The sequence below is a fragment of the Frankia sp. KB5 genome (assembly GCF_002099325.1).
Taxonomy (GTDB): Bacteria; Actinomycetota; Actinomycetes; order Frankiales; family Frankiaceae; genus Frankia; species Frankia casuarinae.
In genome coordinates, this window is record NZ_MRUJ01000047.1 from 20,987 (window position 1) to 39,083 (window position 18,097).

Annotated in this window: 14 protein-coding genes; 6 read left to right on the forward strand and 8 right to left on the reverse strand. The window is 71.4% G+C overall.

The genetic code is table 11. The features are described from left to right. Window positions 1-374 precede the first annotated feature (374 nt). Genes KBI5_RS05835 through KBI5_RS05850 form a run of 4 tightly spaced genes read left to right on the forward strand, consistent with a single transcriptional unit; the run spans window position 375 to window position 4,822 of the window. The gene (locus KBI5_RS05835) at window positions 375-1,457 is read left to right on the forward strand and encodes a UDP-glucuronic acid decarboxylase family protein (RefSeq protein WP_011435737.1); all 1,083 of its coding nucleotides are present in this window, start codon (window positions 375-377) and stop codon (window positions 1,455-1,457) included. Between the two features lie 44 nt (window positions 1,458-1,501). Beyond that, the gene (locus KBI5_RS05840; protein ID WP_241882679.1) at window positions 1,502-2,374 is read left to right on the forward strand and encodes an FkbM family methyltransferase; all 873 of its coding nucleotides are present in this window, start codon (window positions 1,502-1,504) and stop codon (window positions 2,372-2,374) included. 26 nt (window positions 2,375-2,400) lie between these two features. After that, complete coding sequence (locus KBI5_RS05845; protein WP_085014511.1) at window positions 2,401-4,065, forward strand: hypothetical protein; 1,665 nt, start codon at window positions 2,401-2,403, stop codon at window positions 4,063-4,065. After that, the gene (locus KBI5_RS05850) at window positions 4,052-4,822 is read left to right on the forward strand and encodes an FkbM family methyltransferase (protein ID WP_023840571.1); all 771 of its coding nucleotides are present in this window, start codon (window positions 4,052-4,054) and stop codon (window positions 4,820-4,822) included. The genes KBI5_RS05845 and KBI5_RS05850 overlap by 14 nt, the downstream gene beginning before the upstream one ends. Here KBI5_RS05850 and KBI5_RS05855 read toward each other — a convergent pair. The 8 genes from KBI5_RS05855 to KBI5_RS05890 all read right to left on the reverse strand — a co-directional run bounded on the left by KBI5_RS05855 (window position 4,806) and on the right by KBI5_RS05890 (window position 15,474). After that, window positions 4,806-5,810 carry a glycosyltransferase family 2 protein gene (locus KBI5_RS05855; protein ID WP_011435741.1) on the reverse strand — a complete coding sequence of 335 codons (1,005 nt, stop codon included), beginning with the start codon at window positions 5,808-5,810 and terminating at the stop codon, window positions 4,806-4,808. The genes KBI5_RS05850 and KBI5_RS05855 overlap by 17 nt on opposite strands. Then, window positions 5,807-6,664 carry an FkbM family methyltransferase gene (locus KBI5_RS05860; protein WP_011435742.1) on the reverse strand — a complete coding sequence of 286 codons (858 nt, stop codon included), beginning with the start codon at window positions 6,662-6,664 and terminating at the stop codon, window positions 5,807-5,809. Before KBI5_RS05860 ends, KBI5_RS05855 begins: the two co-directional genes overlap by 4 nt. Before the next feature lie 77 nt (window positions 6,665-6,741). Continuing rightward, window positions 6,742-8,784 carry a heparinase II/III family protein gene (locus KBI5_RS05865; RefSeq protein ID WP_085014512.1) on the reverse strand — a complete coding sequence of 681 codons (2,043 nt, stop codon included), beginning with the start codon at window positions 8,782-8,784 and terminating at the stop codon, window positions 6,742-6,744. Further along, window positions 8,781-9,833, reverse strand: a complete 1,053-nt coding sequence (locus KBI5_RS05870) for a glycosyltransferase family 2 protein (protein ID WP_011435744.1) — start codon at window positions 9,831-9,833, stop codon at window positions 8,781-8,783. Before KBI5_RS05870 ends, KBI5_RS05865 begins: the two co-directional genes overlap by 4 nt. Then, the gene (locus KBI5_RS05875) at window positions 9,830-10,825 is read right to left on the reverse strand and encodes a glycosyltransferase (protein ID WP_023840573.1); all 996 of its coding nucleotides are present in this window, start codon (window positions 10,823-10,825) and stop codon (window positions 9,830-9,832) included. Before KBI5_RS05875 ends, KBI5_RS05870 begins: the two co-directional genes overlap by 4 nt. A 5-nt stretch (window positions 10,826-10,830) precedes the next feature. Continuing rightward, window positions 10,831-12,690, reverse strand: a complete 1,860-nt coding sequence (locus tag KBI5_RS05880) for an FkbM family methyltransferase (RefSeq protein ID WP_043590765.1) — start codon at window positions 12,688-12,690, stop codon at window positions 10,831-10,833. Continuing rightward, window positions 12,687-14,012, reverse strand: a complete 1,326-nt coding sequence (locus tag KBI5_RS05885; protein ID WP_011435747.1) for a glycosyltransferase family 4 protein — start codon at window positions 14,010-14,012, stop codon at window positions 12,687-12,689. Before KBI5_RS05885 ends, KBI5_RS05880 begins: the two co-directional genes overlap by 4 nt. 169 nt (window positions 14,013-14,181) lie before the next feature. After that, the gene (locus KBI5_RS05890; protein ID WP_241882681.1) at window positions 14,182-15,474 is read right to left on the reverse strand and encodes a glycosyltransferase family 4 protein; all 1,293 of its coding nucleotides are present in this window, start codon (window positions 15,472-15,474) and stop codon (window positions 14,182-14,184) included. Between the two features lie 248 nt (window positions 15,475-15,722). On the opposite strand from KBI5_RS05890, the gene KBI5_RS05895 reads away from it, so the two are divergent. Next, on the forward strand, window positions 15,723-17,966 hold the full coding sequence (locus KBI5_RS05895) for a bi-domain-containing oxidoreductase (RefSeq protein ID WP_085014516.1): 2,244 nt from the start codon (window positions 15,723-15,725) through the stop codon (window positions 17,964-17,966). A gap of 46 nt (window positions 17,967-18,012) precedes the next feature. Beyond that, on the forward strand, window positions 18,013-18,097 hold an 85-nt coding region (locus tag KBI5_RS28630), incomplete at its 3' end, for a GDP-mannose 4,6-dehydratase (RefSeq protein WP_330219012.1).

An 18,097-nucleotide genomic window follows, 5' to 3' on the forward strand; every position in this document is an offset into this window, starting at 1 on the left:
TCCTCCTCGCAATGACCGCTGATCGGACCGGGTGGGCCGTGCGCCAGTACGAATCGATCCGACTCTGTCACTCAAAGTATTAATCGAGCAACTGTCTGTAGATGCGTGTCGTGGGTCGCGGATCGCGGGTGCCGAGTGGCGGTGGGGCCTGAGTGGCGGTGGGGCCTGAGTGGCGGTGGGGCCTGAGTGGCGGTGGGTGGCGGTTGCGGCGTCATCGGGTGGAGACACGCGGGTTCCCCGCCGTGGTCGTCCTCCTTCTATCACTGTCAGTGATAGAAGGGGGGCTGTCCGAGGGGCGCGCAGTGTCGTTGTCGACCGATGGCGGTACGTGACGCCCATGGCCCGGCTTTCCTTACTCACGGGTGGTGGTTGGAGTGACCAGGCGGGTCGTCGTCGCCGGCGGGGCCGGCTTCCTCGGAAGCCATCTCTGTGACCGCCTGCTGGCTCGGGGTGCCGAGGTGATCTGCGTCGACAACTTCCTCACCGGCCGGCCGGGCAACATCGACCATCTTCGGAGGCATGGCGGGTTCCGCCTGCTGCGGCGGGACGTGACCGAGCCGATCGACGTCACTGGCCCGGTCGACGCCGTGCTGAACTTCGCCTCCCCCGCGTCCCCGGTGGACTATCGGGCCCTGCCCCTGGAGACTCTGTCGGTCGGTGCGTCGGGTACCGCGAACCTGCTGGATCTGGCATATCGCAAGAACGCCCGGTTCCTTCTGGCCTCCACCTCGGAGGTCTATGGCGACCCCCGGGTCCACCCCCAGCCGGAGGAGTACTGGGGCCACGTCAATCCGATCGGTCCGAGGAGCATGTACGACGAGGCCAAGCGCTTCGCCGAGGCGTTGACCACCGCCCACCGCGCCACCCACGGCACGTCCACCGGGATCATCCGGATCTTCAACACCTATGGGCCGAGGATGCGCGCCGACGACGGGCGTGCCATCCCGACCTTCATTGCGCAGGCCCTGCGTGGCCAAGCCGTCACCGTTGCGGGCGAGGGTCGCCAGACCCGGTCGCTGTGCTACGTCGACGATCTGGTGGAGGGGGTCGTGCGCATGCTGGACAGCGACCTTCCCGGTCCGGTGAATCTCGGCAGTCCCCAGGAGATGACGATCATTGATGCGGCGCGGCTYGTCGTGGAGGTATGCGGGGCTGACGTCCCGATCACCTTCGTTCCGCGACCGCAGGACGATCCCACCGTGCGCTGCCCCGACATCACGCTGGCGCGGGAGGCGCTTGGATGGCGACCCCTGGTGGACGTACGGGACGGGCTTGCCCGCACCGTGGCCTGGTTCCACGGACGTGTCGAGCGGCCGCGGTCCCCGTGGCTGGTGCCCCGTCAGGAGCCGCCGGCAGGCTCGGACGTGCTGGGCGGTGACCGCGACGGGTTCACCGTGCGGACTGGTGAACCGGGGCTGGCGGTCAAGGTGGGTGAGGACGACGCGACGGATTCGTGACCTCAATCCATTGCTCTTTGTAAGACGTCGACTACTTTAAGTATGTGACCCAGGATGGCTCTGGAAACCTCGCGGCGATCTCCGGGCATCGTGCCGGTCCGCTGCGCTGGCGGCTGGCGGGACGTCTGGCCGCGGGCCTTCCCAGCCTGCGCGGTCGTGGCTGGCCGACCCGATGGATGCAGGACCCTGCGAACACCTACAGCGGTCCCCGCTATCGGCCACCAGCGCTCGCGCCGGTGTTCGACGCGGTTCTGCGCCCCGGTGACTGTTGCTATGACGTCGCTGCTGGCCTCGGGATCTACACCCTGTGGGCGGCCGGGGTAGTGGGAGCGGCCGGCGAGGTGCATGCCTTCGAGGAAGCACCGCGCACCGGGGCGACGCTCGCGGCACTGGTCGAGCGCAACCGGCTCTCGAGTGTCCACCTGTCCAGTGCCGCGGTGGGTGCCAGTGCCGCGGTGGGTGCCAGTGCCGCGGTGGGCGTCGCGCCCATCCCGGGCGCGACGCCCATCACCCTCGATGCCCACGCCGCGCGGCACCGACCGCCCGCCCTGGTCAGGATCGGTGGTGAGGCCGAGAGCCTCGACGTGCTGCGCGGCGCCGGTGAGCTCCTACGGGCGCATCGGCCGGCCCTCCTGCTGGCGATGCCGCCCCGCCCCGCCCGCCGCGGCGGAGACCGTTCCGGCGAGAACAGCCACCGCGGCGAAGGGGATCGGCGGGCTGCCGGGGAGAATCCCGGTGAGCTGGTCTCGCTGCTGGCCGCCGCCGGCTACCGGATCCTCAATCTGAGCCGGCGCGGGCTGACCGGGCAGGGCGTCTTCTCGCCGAACGTGCTCGCGCTCCACGACGGCTGGGAGCGTTTCGAACAGGTCGCCGTCACCCTGCGGCGTACGCCGCTGCCCCGCGACCGGACGGCGTGAGGTTCGGGCATGCCTGATCTTCTCTGTTGGCGAACTCTCTGCTGGCGGACGTCCCGGGCCGCCTGCCCGCTCGCGGGATGTCCGCGGCGCCACTCAGGTACGCCTGCCGGCGACGCCTCGCCGATCCCCTCGGGTGCGCCGTGGTGATCGCCCCGGCCGTGCCGGGTGGGAGGGTTGCCCACGCCGTCCGCCGTCCGCCGCTGCTGTGGCTGATGATCGTGATGGTCGGCGTGGTGCCGTGGTTCGTCGAGGCGCTCCGGCTGCCGTCCGAGCCCGACCGGGTGGTCCTGCGCTCGGTGGCGTTCACGTTCGAATGCCTCGCCGCGCTGCTCCTGGTCGGTGCGCGAGCGGGGCGTGGTTACGGGCTGGGGTTGTTCCGTCTCGGCCCCTGGTACCTGCTGTGGACCGGGATGTCGTTCGGGCTGGTGTCACTGGTCTGGCACACCCCCCAGCTGGACACTCCGCAGATCCATCTCGACGGCGTGCTGCGGGCACTCGCCCTGGCGAGCCTCGCCCTGCCGCTGTGGACCTGCGGATACCTGCTCGGCCCGGGCCGGCTGGTGACGCGCGCGGCCACCCGGTTTGCCACCGCGGCGGCGCCCGGGACCGGTACCCGGCTGCGCGACCGGAGCGTGCTGTGGATCCTGTGCGGGATCTCGGTGGCGGCCCGGGTCCTGCAGATTCTCCTGGGCCAGTATGCCTACCTGGGCGACGCGTCCCAGAAGGTCTCCGAGGCGAGTGCCTACGCCCAGCCGCTCACCCTGCTCGGCGGCCTCGGGATGTCCGCCCTGCTCATCGCCGCCGTCGATCTGGCCCGGGGCAGGGAAGACGGGGGCGGGGGGCGTCGGCGGACCTTCGTCGCCCTGCTGTCCGTCGAGATCCTCTTCGCTGTCGCCAGCGGGATGAAGGGGGTGTTCGCGACCAGCGTGTGGGGAGTGCTGATCGCGTTCTCCGTCGCCCGCGGCCGGCTTCCGATGCGGTGGATCGTCGCGGCCGCCGCCATCTTCGTCCTCGTGCTGATTCCCTACAACGCCTCCTACCGGGCCCAGGTACGCGGCCAGAGCCACACCATGGACGCTCGGTCGGCGGTGTCCATGGCGCCGACCGTGCTGGKCCGGACGCTGTCCGGGGACGCCCCCGCGGGGGAAGGCCCCGGGGAGTCACCGTTGGAGTACCTGACCTCGCGGATGCGAGGCATCGACAGTCTGGCCATCGTCGTCCAGCTGTCTCCCGACATCGTTCCCTACCGGGACATCAACGAGCTGTTCCTGGCTCCCGTCCTGACCGCCGTGCCCCGGGCGGTCTGGCCCGACAAACCGATCAGGGCCACCGGCTACGAGTTCAAACAGCAGTACCTCTCGGGGAACGCCCGGATCTACTCCGCGGCCGCTGTCTCCCCCCAGGCCGACCTCTATCTGCACGGGGGCTTGCTTCCCCTGCTGGTCGGCATGGCACTACTGGGCGCCGGTTTCCGACTGATCGACGAGGCGTGGGACCCGATGAAGGATCTACGCTACATCGTGATCTTCGTTCCGCTCTTCCTCCAACTGGTCAACTCCGAGAGCAGCGTGGGGGACCTCCTCGCGGCGTTGCCCATCCAGCTGGCCGTRCTGTTCCTGACGGCACGCTTCGCCTACGGTGGCGCCCGGCCCGCAACGAAGGGAAAAAATCTTGCTTATGGACGCCAGTGATGTTCTTTACCGAACCAAGATCTCGATCGCCGGTGCCCTGACGTCCCCGGCGGTGGGAACGGTCATCGCGGCGGCCACCCGCAACCGGGTCCCCAACCACGGGCTGCGTTTCGACGTGGCTGACCGCGACTTCACCCCGCAGGCGCGGGCGGCGCTGTTCTGGCGGCTGTACGAAGGGGCCGAGATCCGGATGATCCGCCGTCATCTCACGACCTCGGGCACCGTCGTGGAACTTGGTGCGAGTCTGGGCATCACCAGCGCGCATATCGCCTCGCGGCTGGCACCCGGCTCGCGGCTGGTGTGTGTGGAGGCCAATCCCCACCTCATCGAGGGCCTCACGCGACGCCTGGCCGCGTACGCCGGGCACATCACCCTGGACGTGGAGAACAGGGCGATCACGCAGGCCGTGGGTCCGGTGGCGTTCGCCCTCGTCGGGAACAACCTCGGTTCCCGGTTGTGGGACGACGCGTCACGGCGGACCGTCACCATTCCGGCGGCCACGCTTCGGGACCTGCTGGTACGCAAGAGGATCGCTGAGTTCGACCTCGTCAGCGACATCGAGGGTGCGGAGGCGTCGTTTCTGCTGGGGGATCCGGGCGCGCTGGACCGGTGCCGTCGAGCGGTGTTCGAGATGCACGACACGACCTTCGAGGGACGGCCCGTCACCGCGGCGGACCTGCTCGACGCCGCGCGTGGACTGGGCTTCCAGGTGGTCGACCGCCACGGAGTGGTGGTCACGCTCAGCCGGGACGGGTGAGCTCCCCCGTGCCGGCAGCCTTCTCCCGCCGGTCGACTCCCCCCGCGGGGTCCGACGGACCGATCGGCCGGTCCTGGGCCGGGCGAGGACGCGGGACGGAGCGGGCCTCGCGTGTCCACGTACTCCACCGGGACGCCCGGGGTTCCCCGGGCAGGGTCTGGTCGATGTCGGGGATGCGGGCGAGACCGTCCACGACGCCGCGCAGGCCGCAGTGGACGCGGACGATTCCGCGCCGGCGCACCAGCTCGGACACGGCGACCCGGGGCAGCACCGCCAGGAGCAGCCAGGCGGTCACCAGCGCCACCTGCCGCGGGCGGCCGTGGATGCGGGCGAACCACAGCCGGTTGCGCACCGTGTAGTAGGTGTAGCCGTTGCCGGGTACCGTCCCCCCACCGGTGTGCCAGGCCTGGGCCGGACTGACGAGGACACGCCACCCGGCCGCCCGAGCGCGCTGGCAGAGATCCACGTCCTCGTAGTACAGGAAGTACCGAACGGCCATCGGCACCTGCCGATGACACTCGGCCTTGACAAAGGTGATCGCGCCGGTGACCCACGGCACGTCATCGGCGTGGTCCGTGGGGGTCCGGCGGGCGCGCGGCACGGTGAAGACGCGGGTGAGCCCGGCGAAGCCCGGATGCAGACCGTCGGCGTTGACCAGAGTGGGTCCGACGATGCCCACGCCCGGGCGGGACAGTAGTTCCAGACAGGCGTCGACGGTGGCCGGCACGAGCTGGACGTCATTGTTGAGCAGGAGATAGCAGTCGGTGGCCGGATAGGCGTCACACGCGTGCCGGAAGCCGCCGCCGAAACCGAGGTTGCCGGGGGGGACGAGCCAGGCCGTCTCCTCCCCGAGGCCGTCGGGTCGTCCTCGCAGGTCGTTCGCCACCACGACGACCTCGCTGATCTGAGGCATCGCCGCCAGCTGCGCGGCCAGATCCATCGTCGGCCCGGTCGGCCCCCAGTGGACGATGACCGCCGTGGTCCTCATGCGCGCACCAGGGGCTCGGGAACCTGCCCGGACGCGGGTCGCGGAGTGGAGGGCGGGACGTCTGGCACGGCCAACGTGGACCAGGGTGCCGCCGTCAGGGGCCGCCGGGCCGGCGGCGGAACCTCCGCGTCGACGATGCGGTACCCGTGCCCGCGCAGCAGGTCGCCGACGGCCTCGGCGTTGCGTCCGGTGACCTCGCAGATCACGGTCGGGCGGATGTCGCCCAGAAGCCGGCGCCCACCGCTGAGGACCGCGTGCTCGGCCCCCTCCACGTCGATTTTCACGACGTCCGGTGCCGGGAAATGGGTGAGCAGGCCGTCCAGGGTGAAGGTCGGCACGAGCTGTGCCGCGCGGGTGCCGCCGGTCTGGCTGCTGCCGAATCCGTCCAGATGGCTGGTCGCGCGGTTGCGACTCGCGATGTGGAACGTGCTGATCCCCGGGGCCGCACCGACCGCGGCGGGCAGGATCTTCACCGTGGCGCGGCCATCGGTGGCCGATGATCCGCCGTGGCGTGGTGACCGTGTCTGCGACCGGCGCAACATCCCGACCAGCCAGGTGTCGGGCTCGACCGCGACGACTGTGCCGGACGACGTCGCGGCGGACGCGGCGGCGAAGGCGAACAGTCCCACGTTCGCGCCGATGTCCCAGACCACGTGGCCGGGGCGCACGACCTCGCCGACCAGGTCGGTCAGGACCGGATCGACGGCGGCGAGACTGGGGCGCAGATACTTCAGACCCGCCTCGGAAGAGACGTAGATGCGCGTCGCCTGGAAGGGAGGCGGCAGGCGGCGGGCCACCACCAGATGGTGGGTGAGCCGTTCCGCGAGAGGGCGTAGGACGGACAGGGTCGGCACGGTGTTCTCCCGTCGGGAAGTTTGTTCGGTTTCGTGGTGATTCGGTGCGACCGGGGCGGGTCAGGTCCGGGTGTGCGTCAGAGGCGGGCGGGCGACGATTCCGTGTCGCCGGAGCGCAGGTTGCCGGAGCGCGGGCCGCCGGAGCGGACTTCGTGGACGACCGTGGTGCGTACCGCGACAGGCAGCTCGGCATCGATCACGTACGCGGCGGTGTACGCCGGCACCGTACGGCTCCATCCGACCGCCCGGCGGGTGGAGCGCACCACCCACCGCCCCGGTCCGCCGGCCCGCAGGACCAGCCGCCCCTGGGAGGTGGTCACCGTGAGCGCATCCGTGGCCCCGCTCCGGGTGGCCGCGTTCCGGCTGGTCCCGATCGAGGTGGTCCCGATCGAGGTGGTACTGGTTCGCCTGGTATCGGCCGCCGCGGCGGTGACGGRCACCCCGGGGGCGAAGTGGAACAGCACCTCGACGTGGTGGCGGCCCTCCCCGGTGATCCGATCGTCGACGGACAACCCACTCGGGTCGAGTCGCCACGTCCGCCAGTGCACGGGTCGCCCGGGAAGGTGGCGGTAGCCGTCATGGCCGGCGGCCAACGTCGCCACGTTTTCGTGGTGGCACATCGTGACAAGAGTGGGACGGGCCCGGCGGCCCGCCCGGAACGCGCCCCAGACCTCGGTCGAGTCGGCGTGATCGACGATGACGGTCGAGTGGGCGGCGGTACCGCGTTCGGCGTCCCGATCCGGTCCGGGGGCGTAGGTCGAGGTCCCGGTATCCACCAGGAGCGGCCGGCCGTCGTGCCAGAGCAGAAACGCGAGGGTGTCGGCGTGGGCGTGGGCCGGAAGGTCCTCGGGACAGGGCAGGCCCACGTCGGCGAGCAGATGCCACGGTCCAGCCGTCAGCACGGCGAGACCGCTGTCGACCAGCAGAAGGGCGTCGGCCCGGTCAGATGCGGGCGTCCGCGGACGGGGCACGGTCCCCACGGTCGACTGCGACGTCGAGGTGGGCATCTCGGCCAGGCGCGGTGCCGGGATCGGAACGGGACCCGGACCCTGGACTGCGATCGGCGTCGGTCTTACCGGAGCCGGGAGAAGCAGCCGCAGGGCCTCGGCGGGCACCGCGAACCCGTCGTTGAGCGTGGGAACCACGCCGTCCGGTCCGAGTACGGCCGTCAGCCAGGCCCGCATCCTGCCGGCCGCGTCGAGCAGGGCGCCGGACACCACGTGGCCCGCCGCGGTGAGCAGCCCGGCGACGTCGTCGAGGTCGGCCAGCACCTGACAGTGATAGGTGGGGGAGCGCTCGTAGTGTCCACCGTCGCTGAGGACCTGCCGATCGAGCTCGCGCAGCAGCGCGTCGACCCATCGTCGGCGGCCGCGGGCGTCGTCATCGGCGACCGCCAGCCCGATCAGCGCCTTGTAGTTCTTCAGCAGGTGGTTCCCGCCGACGTCGGTCTCCAGATGAGTGCGCAGGAAGGACCGGCAGACGCCGAGGTCGGCGAGGACCGCCATCTCGGCGGGCGTTCCCCGCGCGAGCCGGGGCCACAAGGCACACAGCGTCCAGGCCCGGAGTGACACGACGTAGGGCGACCAGGCAACCGGATCGCCCAGGGCCACCGAGGTCCGCCAGGCCAGATACAGCCGGGCGAACATCGCGGGCCCCTGGACAGCCTCGGTGGTGAATGCCCATGCCCAGTCCCAGTAGTGCAGATGGTAGCGCCACAGCAGCGGAGCGTCGGCCTGCCTCCAGTCCCATCGGGCGGGGGCCGCGGCGGCGCCGGCCCCCGCGGGGGTGCCGGTCGTGGGGGTGGGGGGTACGGGGGTTCCAGTAGCGGGAGTGTTGGAGTCCCGGGGACACAGATCGCGGGAGTGACCGAGCAGGGTTAGGCGGCCCGCGACGATCTCGTCGAACATCGGCCGAGCCGGCGGGCATCTGCCGTCGAACGGCAGGAACCCGATCGGCCAGGATTCCGCTGGCGGCCTGCCGCGCAGCAGCATCTCGCCCAGGCCCGGGTGGCGACTCAGGACGGCCCGTTGCCCGCGCAGCCGGACACGGGCACCGAGCTGGACCGGTCGCAGTCCCGCGGTGGTGCGCAGGTAGCGACCGAGCGGAACCGACGCGGTCACCGGTGAACGGACCGAGTCAGTGCGCCGATCGTGAGCTCATACCAGGCGTAGTAGAGACAGAACAGCAGCCCCTGCCGCCCATCCCGCCATCCGCTCCGTAGCAGGTACATGTAGCAGAAGAGGACCGCCGGCTTGGCCGGAACCAGCGGGAAGATCACGTCCCTCGCGATGGTCCGGGTGAGCGGTCGGGTCGACCCGGTGGGCCGGCGCACCTCCTCGCGGACCCGCGCCAACCGCTCCCGGACAGCGGGCTGCGTCACGCGGCGCGCCGCCTCCAGTTCGGCGTAGCGCACGTGCTTGCGTAGCCAGGCGGCGAGTCCCTTGTGGTCCTCGTCGATCAGGTCGGCGGACAGCCGTCCGACCTCACCAGTGACCACGGCCCGTTCGCTGTAGGTGACGGCGGCGTCGAAGTACGCCACCCGCCGATCGAGCAGCCGCGCCTGCCAGCTGTTCGCGTACCACCCGCAATGCGCGATCCAGCGGCCTTCGAACACCAGCCGGCGTCGTTGGCTGTAGGCCGCGCAGTCCGCCGTCCCCAGCCGGGCGGCGATCTCGGCGGCGAGCGCGGTCGACACCCATTCGTCGCTGTCGAGGAAGTACACCCAGTCGTGGGCGATCCCCGGGTTGGTCATCGCCCACTGCCGCTGGCCGGCGAACCCACGCCAGGGCTCGTGCCAGACGGTCGCACCGATGGCGCGGGCCAGATCCGCGGTGCCGTCGGTGGAACCCGAGTCCACGACGACGACCTGTCGACACCAACCGGCGGACCTGATCGCCCGGACGATGTTTGGTGCCTCGTTGTGGGCGAGGATGATCGCGGTGACGGGAACCGATCCCGGCGCCGGCTGTGGCTGTGTCGATCCGGCGGGGGCGGCGGTGTCATAGGGGGTCGGCCAGTTCGCTCGGCGCGGGGTTCGCGTCGTTGCTGGTTCTGGCGCGGCTGGTTCTGGCGCGGCCGGTGCTGGCGTTGCCGGTTCTGGTGCGGCCGGTGGTGCCGCGGGGAACGACGGGCCCTGGCGCGGCGGGATTCGGTGGGTCTGCGTCGTCACGGTGAGCTCTCTCCTGCGTCGAGCAACCAGTCGAAGTAACGCGTCGGATCGAAGGGGTTTCCCGTCTCGGGCCGTGGTGTGAACGTGAGCGCCGTGCGCAGCGCCACGGCGAGATCATCCGCCGACTCCCGGGAGTACGGCACCAGAACCGGGCCGGCCACCTCGCGGTTGTGTGAGGTGTCGCGGGCGATGACGGGTATCCCGGCGAGCCGTGCCTCGGCGAGCGGGTAGCCGAAGGACTCCATCGTCGTCGGCTGCAGCAACGCGCCGGCATCGCGTTGGTGGGCCCGCAGCTCGGCCGGCGTCAGCCGGCCCACGAACCGCAGCGTCCGACAGTGGGACAGGCCGTGTTCGTGGGCCTCGCGATCGGTCGCGGTGACCGTGATCGCGAGGTGGGCTCCGATCTCCTCCTGAAGCCGGGTCGCGGCGGCATCGACCATGCGGAGCAAGTGCCCCATCGGTTTGAACGGCGCGAACAACACGGGACACAGAAACCGGCCCGGCGTACGGGCCTGGGGAGGGGTCGGATCGGGGGACAGCGGATGGGGCCGGACCACCAGCCTGGCGGACAGGCTAGGAAGTATGGTGAGAACCCGGTCCGCCATCGTGGTCGTCGGTACGACGACCACGTCCGCACGACGGGCGAACAGCCGCACGAGACGTGCTGTCCGTGCCACGCCGTCGGGCAGGCCGCCGGGTAGCCGCCGGGCCTCCTCCGCCGGCAGGAAGTGCAGCACGTTGCGCAGCAGGACCCACCGTTCGCCGCGGGTCGCGAGGAAGCCGACGTTGTTGAGGGCGATCGCGCGCGCGTACCGCCCAGGCCGCTCCCGGCGGGCGAGCCAGCCCGGTCCGATCCGGCGATCTCGGCCGACCAGATGGACCTGCAGGCCCGGCCGAAAACTCAGGTAACCGTCCAGTTCGGTCAGGAACCGCAATGCCCCGCCCATCCGGGCACCGGCACAGTCGACCAGGATCGGGTGGGTGCTGGACATCGGCCTCACGCCGAGACACCCCGCGGTGCGGGGTCGTCGACGAAACCGGGCTCGGATGACGGGCGGCTGCCGGGTACCGACACCGGGCGACCGTCGGGCTGYGCGGACCCGCGGATGGCCCGGGTCGTCGATCGGGTCCGGCGGGCGTAGAGGTAGCCCGACGCCGCGTCGCCCAGATGGGCAGTCGGCACCAGGTCGTTACCGAGCAGAGTGACCTCGAAGCCGTGCCGGACCAGCAGGTCGTCGAGCGTACGGGGATCGCCGAACCCGGTGTGCACCTCCATCACGATCCGACCAACCGCGTCCAGCCATCCAGGCTCGTCGAACAGGGCGAACTCGGAGCCTTCGATGTCCAGCTTGACGAGGTCGACCTGGTCGACCCCGCCAGCCTCGAACACCTCTGCCATGGTGAGGACGTCGACGTCCCCGTCCCAGTGTGTCGCGTTCCGGCGGGCCCGCGGATCRGCGAACACGCCGGCGGTCGGACCGACCAGGGCGTGGAGCAGCTGGATGTGGTTCGACACACCGTTGCCGGCGGCATGGTTGATGAAGGCGGGGGCGAACCCGCGCTGCGCCTCGACGGCAATCACATCGGCGCCCGCTCGCGCCGCGAGCACCGAGAACAGGCCCTGGTTTGCGCCGAGGTCGACGACGACCTCGCCGGCCGCCGGCGCGTACCCGGGGAGGGCGTGGTAGACCCCGCGGCAGTACATCTCGCGCGCGCCGCCGAACGCGGTGCCGGGCAACATGACCGTCACCCCGGGCAGCGGCCGGTAGGTGTGGCCGCCGGCGGCCATCGCCCGGTCGGCGGCATCCAGGTTGCCCGCCCGGCGGATGGTCGGAGCATGCCGGGCCACGGCGGCACCGAAGCGCAGCGCCGTCGGGGGACCAGCCACCCTGGCGATCCGTTGGAGGTCCTGGAGCAGCTGGGTGGCCTGGTCGATCCGGAACATCCGGGTCTCCGTTCGGTCGGGAGAGCGGCTTGGGGTCACCCGATAGGGTGATGAGGTGGCCTGCGCCGCGATACCGGCCGCGAACGGCCGCGGACGATGGTCCAGGTCGCGGCGGGCCGCGTCGATCGCGAACGCTTTGTCCTCGATGAGCCGGGCGATCTGTTCGGCCTTCAACCTTGGCGAGGACACCCGCCGCTCGTAGGCGCGGGTCACGGCGATGACGGGGCGGACCGGCACGGGCACGCAGATCACCCGCCGGCCGACGGCGGCGCCGGCCGTGATCACGACCTGCCGGAACGTCAATGCCTCCGGCCCGGCGACGTCATAGGCGCGTCCGATCGCCGCCGCGGTCGTCGTTGCGCGCAGCACGGTGCGGGCCAGGTCCTCGACGTGCACCGGCTGCTGCAGATGATGCCCCCCGCCGGGGACCGGCAGCACCGGAACGCGCCGGAGCAGCGCCAGCAGCCGGGCCATGTTCCGGTCGTCGGGACCCCCGTAGATCATCGTCGGTCGGATGATCGTCCAGTCCAGCCCGCTCGCCGCGATGGTCCCCTCGGCCGCTACCCGGATCCGCTTCGAGGGTGGATCGAGCGTGGTGAAGATCCCGGTGGTGGAAAGGAAGACGGCCCGGCGAATGCCGGCCGCACGGGCGGCGGTCACGATCGTCTCCGCATGGCCGAACCCGAGTGAGGCGATGTTGATCAGCGCCTCGCAGTTCGCCTCGCGGAACGCCGGGAGCAACGTCGCCGGATCGTCGAGGTCACCGCGCACAGTCCCCGCGCCGTGTCGGCGCAGCTTCGTCGCCGCCGCGTCGCTGCGCGCCAGCCCGACGACCCGGTGTCCGTCCGCGAGCGCCCGGTCGACCACCCGGCTTCCGAGGAAACCGGTGCCACCGGTGATGAGGAACCTCATGCGACCACGTCCGGTGCAGGTACCGGTGCAGGTACCTGCACCGGTGGGGAAAGGGTCGTCGGTGGAGGCGGCGCCGGGAACGGTGCGTTGTCGAACAGCAGCGTCTGGTACCGGCGGGCCAGATCGTCGCGATCGTAGTGGGCCTCGACGTGCGCCCGCCCGCCGCGGGCCATCCGCGCCCGGCGGTCCGGGTCCGCCGCCAGGACCAGGATCGCCTCCGCCAGCGCGGCCGAGTCCTCGGGGGGCACGACCATCTGCCCGGCGGCAAGGAGGATCCGGGCCGCCTCGCCGCGGACCGCCCCGATCACCGGGCGGCCCGCGGCGAGGAACTCGAACATCTTCGACGGGATGAACGTGTCGAACATCGGCACGTCCCGCAGTGGGACAACGCAGATGTCGGCGGTCGCGACGACGGCGGGTACCTCCTCGCGGGCAACCCCGTCGCGCAGCACCGTGTTGGCCAGTCCCAGGCTCTCGACGTGCCCGACGAGCCTGCGTTTCTCGGCCCCCTCACCGACGAAGGCGAACCGGATCGGCCGGCCGGTCACCCGGGCGGCCGCGTCGGCGATCGAGGTCAGTCCGTGCGAGATGCCGTGGGCGCCGAGGTAGAGCACGAGGGTGTCGCCGTCGGTGGCGCCCAGCCAGGCCCGGATGTCGGCCGAGGCCGCGGTCGTCGGGTGGAACCGGCGGAGGTCCACGCCGTTGGGAATCACGTGCACCTTGCGCGGCGCGATRCCTCGTCGCACGATGTCCTCCCGGAACCCCTCCGTCACCGTGACAACGGCGTCGGCGGCCCGGTAGGCGGCGAGTTCGAGGCGTTCGAGAACGCCGAGGACCCGCCGGTCGGTGAGGACGCCGAGGTGCTCGAAGATGGCCGGCCACAGGTCGCGGACCTCCACAACCAGCCGGGCGCCGCGCAGCCTGGCGAGCAGCCAGGCCGAGCCGAGGGGAAAGAAGGTCGGCGAGGACACCACCACCACGTCGGCCGGGCCGGCGGGCCGGCCGCCGAGCAGGACGCTGGTGACCATGAACGACAGATGACCGAGGGTCTTGCGGGCGATCCCCTCGTTGGGAGTGGCATAGAGCCAGGTGCGTACGACGCGGTACCCGTCGACCCGCTCGGTCCGCAGCCAGGCGCCGCGATAGGCGGCAGGGATCTTGCCCGTCGGGTGGTTCGGCATGCCGGTGAGTACGGTGACGTCGAGCCCGTTCGCCGCCCACGCGCGTGCCGTCTCCGACAACCGGGACTGGGGAGCTCCGGTCTCCGGGGGGAAGTAGTGCGTCACCAGCAGGACGCGCGACCGGACAGGAGAGGGGACCACCGACCTCGACCTCCAGTCGCCCTTTACATACTTCACCATGAGTAATGTATTGTATTCTGTGAGTGACTAAACGTAGGCGATGTCGCATCGCGTGTGTCGCGCTTCGTATCGATCTCATTGCCATCCGTCGTCGTTGTCGGCCGCCTGGCGGTCGCGGGGTACGAGCCGATCAGTGGCTTCGACCGGCATCCCCCAGTGGCCGGGTCCCGTCGGTCCGGTCTGTCCTGTCCGGGTTCGTCGGCCGGCGTTGCGACGGGATCGCCGCGACTCCGGACGCGGCCGGTGTGGGGGACGCGGCCGGTGTGGGGGACGCGGCCGGTGTGGGGGACGCGGCCGGTGTGGGGGACGCGGCCGGCATGGGGGACGCGGCCGGCATGGGGGACGCGGCCGGCATGGGGGACGCGGCCGGCATGGGGGACGGGTGCGGGCGGGCGGGAACGGCGCGCGAGTGGCGGGCGGAGTCCCGTCCCGCCGCGACGCGCTGTGGAGCGTTCAGGTACCCGAGGAGCACCAGCCCGGCCGCCGTGTCGGCGAGCAGGCGAACGGGCAGTGGTCCGTCCGCGGCGAATCCCAAGGCGACGAGGACCGCCGTCAGGACGCCAACCAGCCCGGTCACCCGGGTGTGTGACCACCCGGCGGTGGTGAGTCGCTGGTAGGCATGGGTGCGGTGGGGCAGGTACCACTGTTCCTTCGCCCGCACCCGGCGTAGCAGAGTCCAGGCGGTGTCGGCCAGGTACAGCGCCGTCGGTGCCAAGGCGGTCTCCACCGGTATTCCCGCCAGGACCGCCCGCACCGCCAGGAGCGCGATCGCGGCTCCCAGCGAATAGCTGCCCACGTCCCCGAGGAAGATGCGGGCCCGAGGAAAGTTGAACGGGCCGAAACCGAGCGCCGCGGCCGCCGTGAGAGYACCGCCGGTCGTGATCGCGTCCACGTGTTGGACGGCTCCGAGCACCGTGAACGCCGCCCCGGCCAGGACCGCCGTCGTCACCGAGATGCCGTTGATGCCGTCCATGAAGTTGAAGACGTTGACGAACGCGGTGATCCAGACCGGTGCGATGATCGTGACGAGCAGGACGGTTGTGCCGCTCGGAACCGGGTCGTCGAGCACCGCCCCGCGCACCGCCGTCACCGCGACGACGGCCGCGGTGACGTGCAGGGCCAGCCGGCGCGGCGGAGCGATGCCGCTGAGGTCCTCGACGAGTCCGATCAGGCCGAACGGGGCGATGCCGATGGTCAACGACAGCAGGTCGCGGGCGTCGCCGGGCCCAGGGATGCACACCGCCAGGCCGATGCCCGCGAACAGCCCGAGGACGACTGCGATACCGCCGCCACGCGGGGTCGGGACCTGGTGCGAGGACCGCGCGGTGACCTCGTCGATCGCCGCCATCCGACGCATGCCGACGATGACGATCGGGGTCGCCGCGAGGGTGACGATGCACGCGGCGGCCGACGCTTCGAGCATGCCGTTCCTCCGGGTCTGACACTTCGAATGGGCGAGGCCGATGTTCATCGCTGAATGTAATGCATCAACTACACTGCGCAGCATGATGCGAGCGTGGGCGCCCCCGACGCCCTCACTTCCCCCGGTCGTACCGAAGACTCGGGCCGACACGCCGGTACGGGTCCGCGCGTGGGTGCGGGTCCACCTGCCGGCGCCGACCGTCGGCCGGCGCGGCGGCGCCCTGGTGGCGTGGTGAAGCAGGTGGCGTGGTGAAGCAGGTGGTACAGGCGGCGTCCGGCGGGGCGGTGCGCGTCGTCGACGTTCCCGTGCCGGTCATCGGTCCGACCGAGGTGCTGGTGGCGACCGTTGCGACGATCGTGTCCGCCGGCACGGAACGTGCCGTTACCACGCTCGCCCGCTCCGGGCTGCTGACCAAGGCGCGGGCCCGCCCGGACCTTGTCCGCAAGGTCGCGGAGAAGGCGAGGACCGACGGTCTCATCCCGGCCGCGCGTTCGGTCCGGGACCGGCTCGGCGCCGACGTTCCCCTCGGCTACAGCGGATGTGGTCGCGTCGTCGAGGTGGGCTCCGCGGTTGACCGCATCCGCCCCGGTGACCTCGTCGCCACGGGTGGGGCCGGGCGCGCCAACCACGCCGAGTTCCAGGCCGTTCCCGGGTTGCTCTGCGCCCGGGTRCCGGGCGGGGTCGACCCGGGGGCGGCGGCGTTCGCCACGATCGGCTCTATCGCCCTGCACGGGCTGCGCCTGGCGGAGGTGGGCCCCGGGGCGAAGGTGGTGGTCGTCGGGCTGGGGCTGGTCGGTCAGCTCGCAGCCCGGCTCGCGCTCGCCAGCGGATGTGACGTCGCCGGCATCGACCTTGCCGATCTGCCGCTGGTCACCGCCGAGGCGAGCGGTGTCCGTGCGCTGCGGGAGTCCGGCGAGGCCACCACCGCCGCGGTCCGCGCATGGAGCCGGGGCCGTGGTGCCGACGCGGTCCTCATCTGCGCCGCTGGTCGCTCGGCGGAACCGGTCATGCGGGCCACCGCGCTGGCCCGGGACCGGGCGCAGTTGGTCGTGGTGGGTGACGTCGGACTGGGCCTGCTTCGCGCGCCGTTCTACGACAAGGAGCTGACGCTGCGCTTCGCCCGCTCCTACGGACCGGGCCGGTACGAGCGTGGCTACGAGGAGTGGGGGGTTGACTACCCGGCCGGGCAGGTCCGCTGGACCGAGGGACGCAACCAGGAGGCCGTGCTCGACCTGCTCGCGGCCGACCGGCTGCGAGTTGATGATCTTGTCACCCACGCCTTTCCGATCGACGCGGCGCCGCGGGCCTACGAGATCGTCGCCACCCGCAGCGAGCCGTACCTGGGGATCCGTTTCGACTACCCGGCGTCGGCTGCCTCCGAACGGGTCGGGTCCGAACGGGTCGGGTCCGAACGGGTCGGGTCCGCGGTGGCCGGGGCTGCACTGGCGCACAGCGCGGGCCCGACCCGGGACCGGTCGGTCAGCCCGCGGCCGCGGGTGCCCCGCCAGCGATCCGCCCCAGCGGGACGTCGGGGCAGCCGGGTCGGCTGGATCGGGGCCGGGACGTTCTCCGGATCGGTTCTGCTGCCCGCCTTCCGGGCGGCCGGGTTTGACCAGTTGGTCACGGTGGCCTCCGCCGGTGGCCGGTCGGCCAGGGCCTTCGCGGACCGGCACGGGTTCGCCGGGGCGGTGGCCGGCGCCGACGCCGTGCTGGACGACGACGACGTCGACGTGGTCGTCATCGCGACGCCGCATGCGACGCATGCCGACCTCGCCGCCCGGGCCCTGGAACGCGGTCGGCACGTATGGTGCGAGAAGCCGCTCGCGCTGAGCCTCGACGAGCTCAACCGGGTGGAGAAGGCGGCGGCGACCGGCGGCGGGGTGCTTGTCGTCGGATACAACCGGCGTTTTTCCCCGGCGGTCACCGCAGCTCGCGCGGCGCTGGCCGACCGGGATGGTCCTCTCACGTTGAGCTATCGGATCGCCGCCGGGCCGGTGCCGGCCGACCACTGGTACAACGACCGGGTCCAGGGTGGCCGGCTGCTCGGTGAGGTCTGCCATTTCGTCGACACCTGTGCCGCGCTCGCCGGCAGCGAGGTGGACACGGTGACGGCGCTCGCCGGGCGGGAGGCCGAGCTGTTGCTTGCTCCCGATGTGGCGGTCACGCTCCGGCATGCCGACGGTTCCCTGTCTGCCATCTCCTACAGTTCCGCCCGTCCCCGCGGAGTGCGTAAGGAGCACCTCGAGGCGCTGGCGGGCAGCCGGCACGTCCGCATCGACGACTACCGCGAACTGGTGATCGATGGACGTTCCACCTGGAAGGGGCCGCAGGACAAGGGGCATCACGCCGCCGCGGCGGCCTTCCTGCGGATGTGCCGCGGCAGCGACAMCGGTGTCACCGCGGAGCTGCTCGCCTCGAGCCGGGCGACCCTCGCGGCCGCTGACGCGCTCGGTGCCGAGGTACCGCGAAGCCCGGCCCGGCTGGGTTCCTGAATAGCTGGGAACCCGGCCGAAGATTTTTTCGACGAAAGGATTCGACGTGCCTCGCGCGCTGATTACCGGGATTACCGGTCAGGACGGGTTGTATCTGGGTGAGTTGCTGACCGCGAAGGGTTATGAGGTGT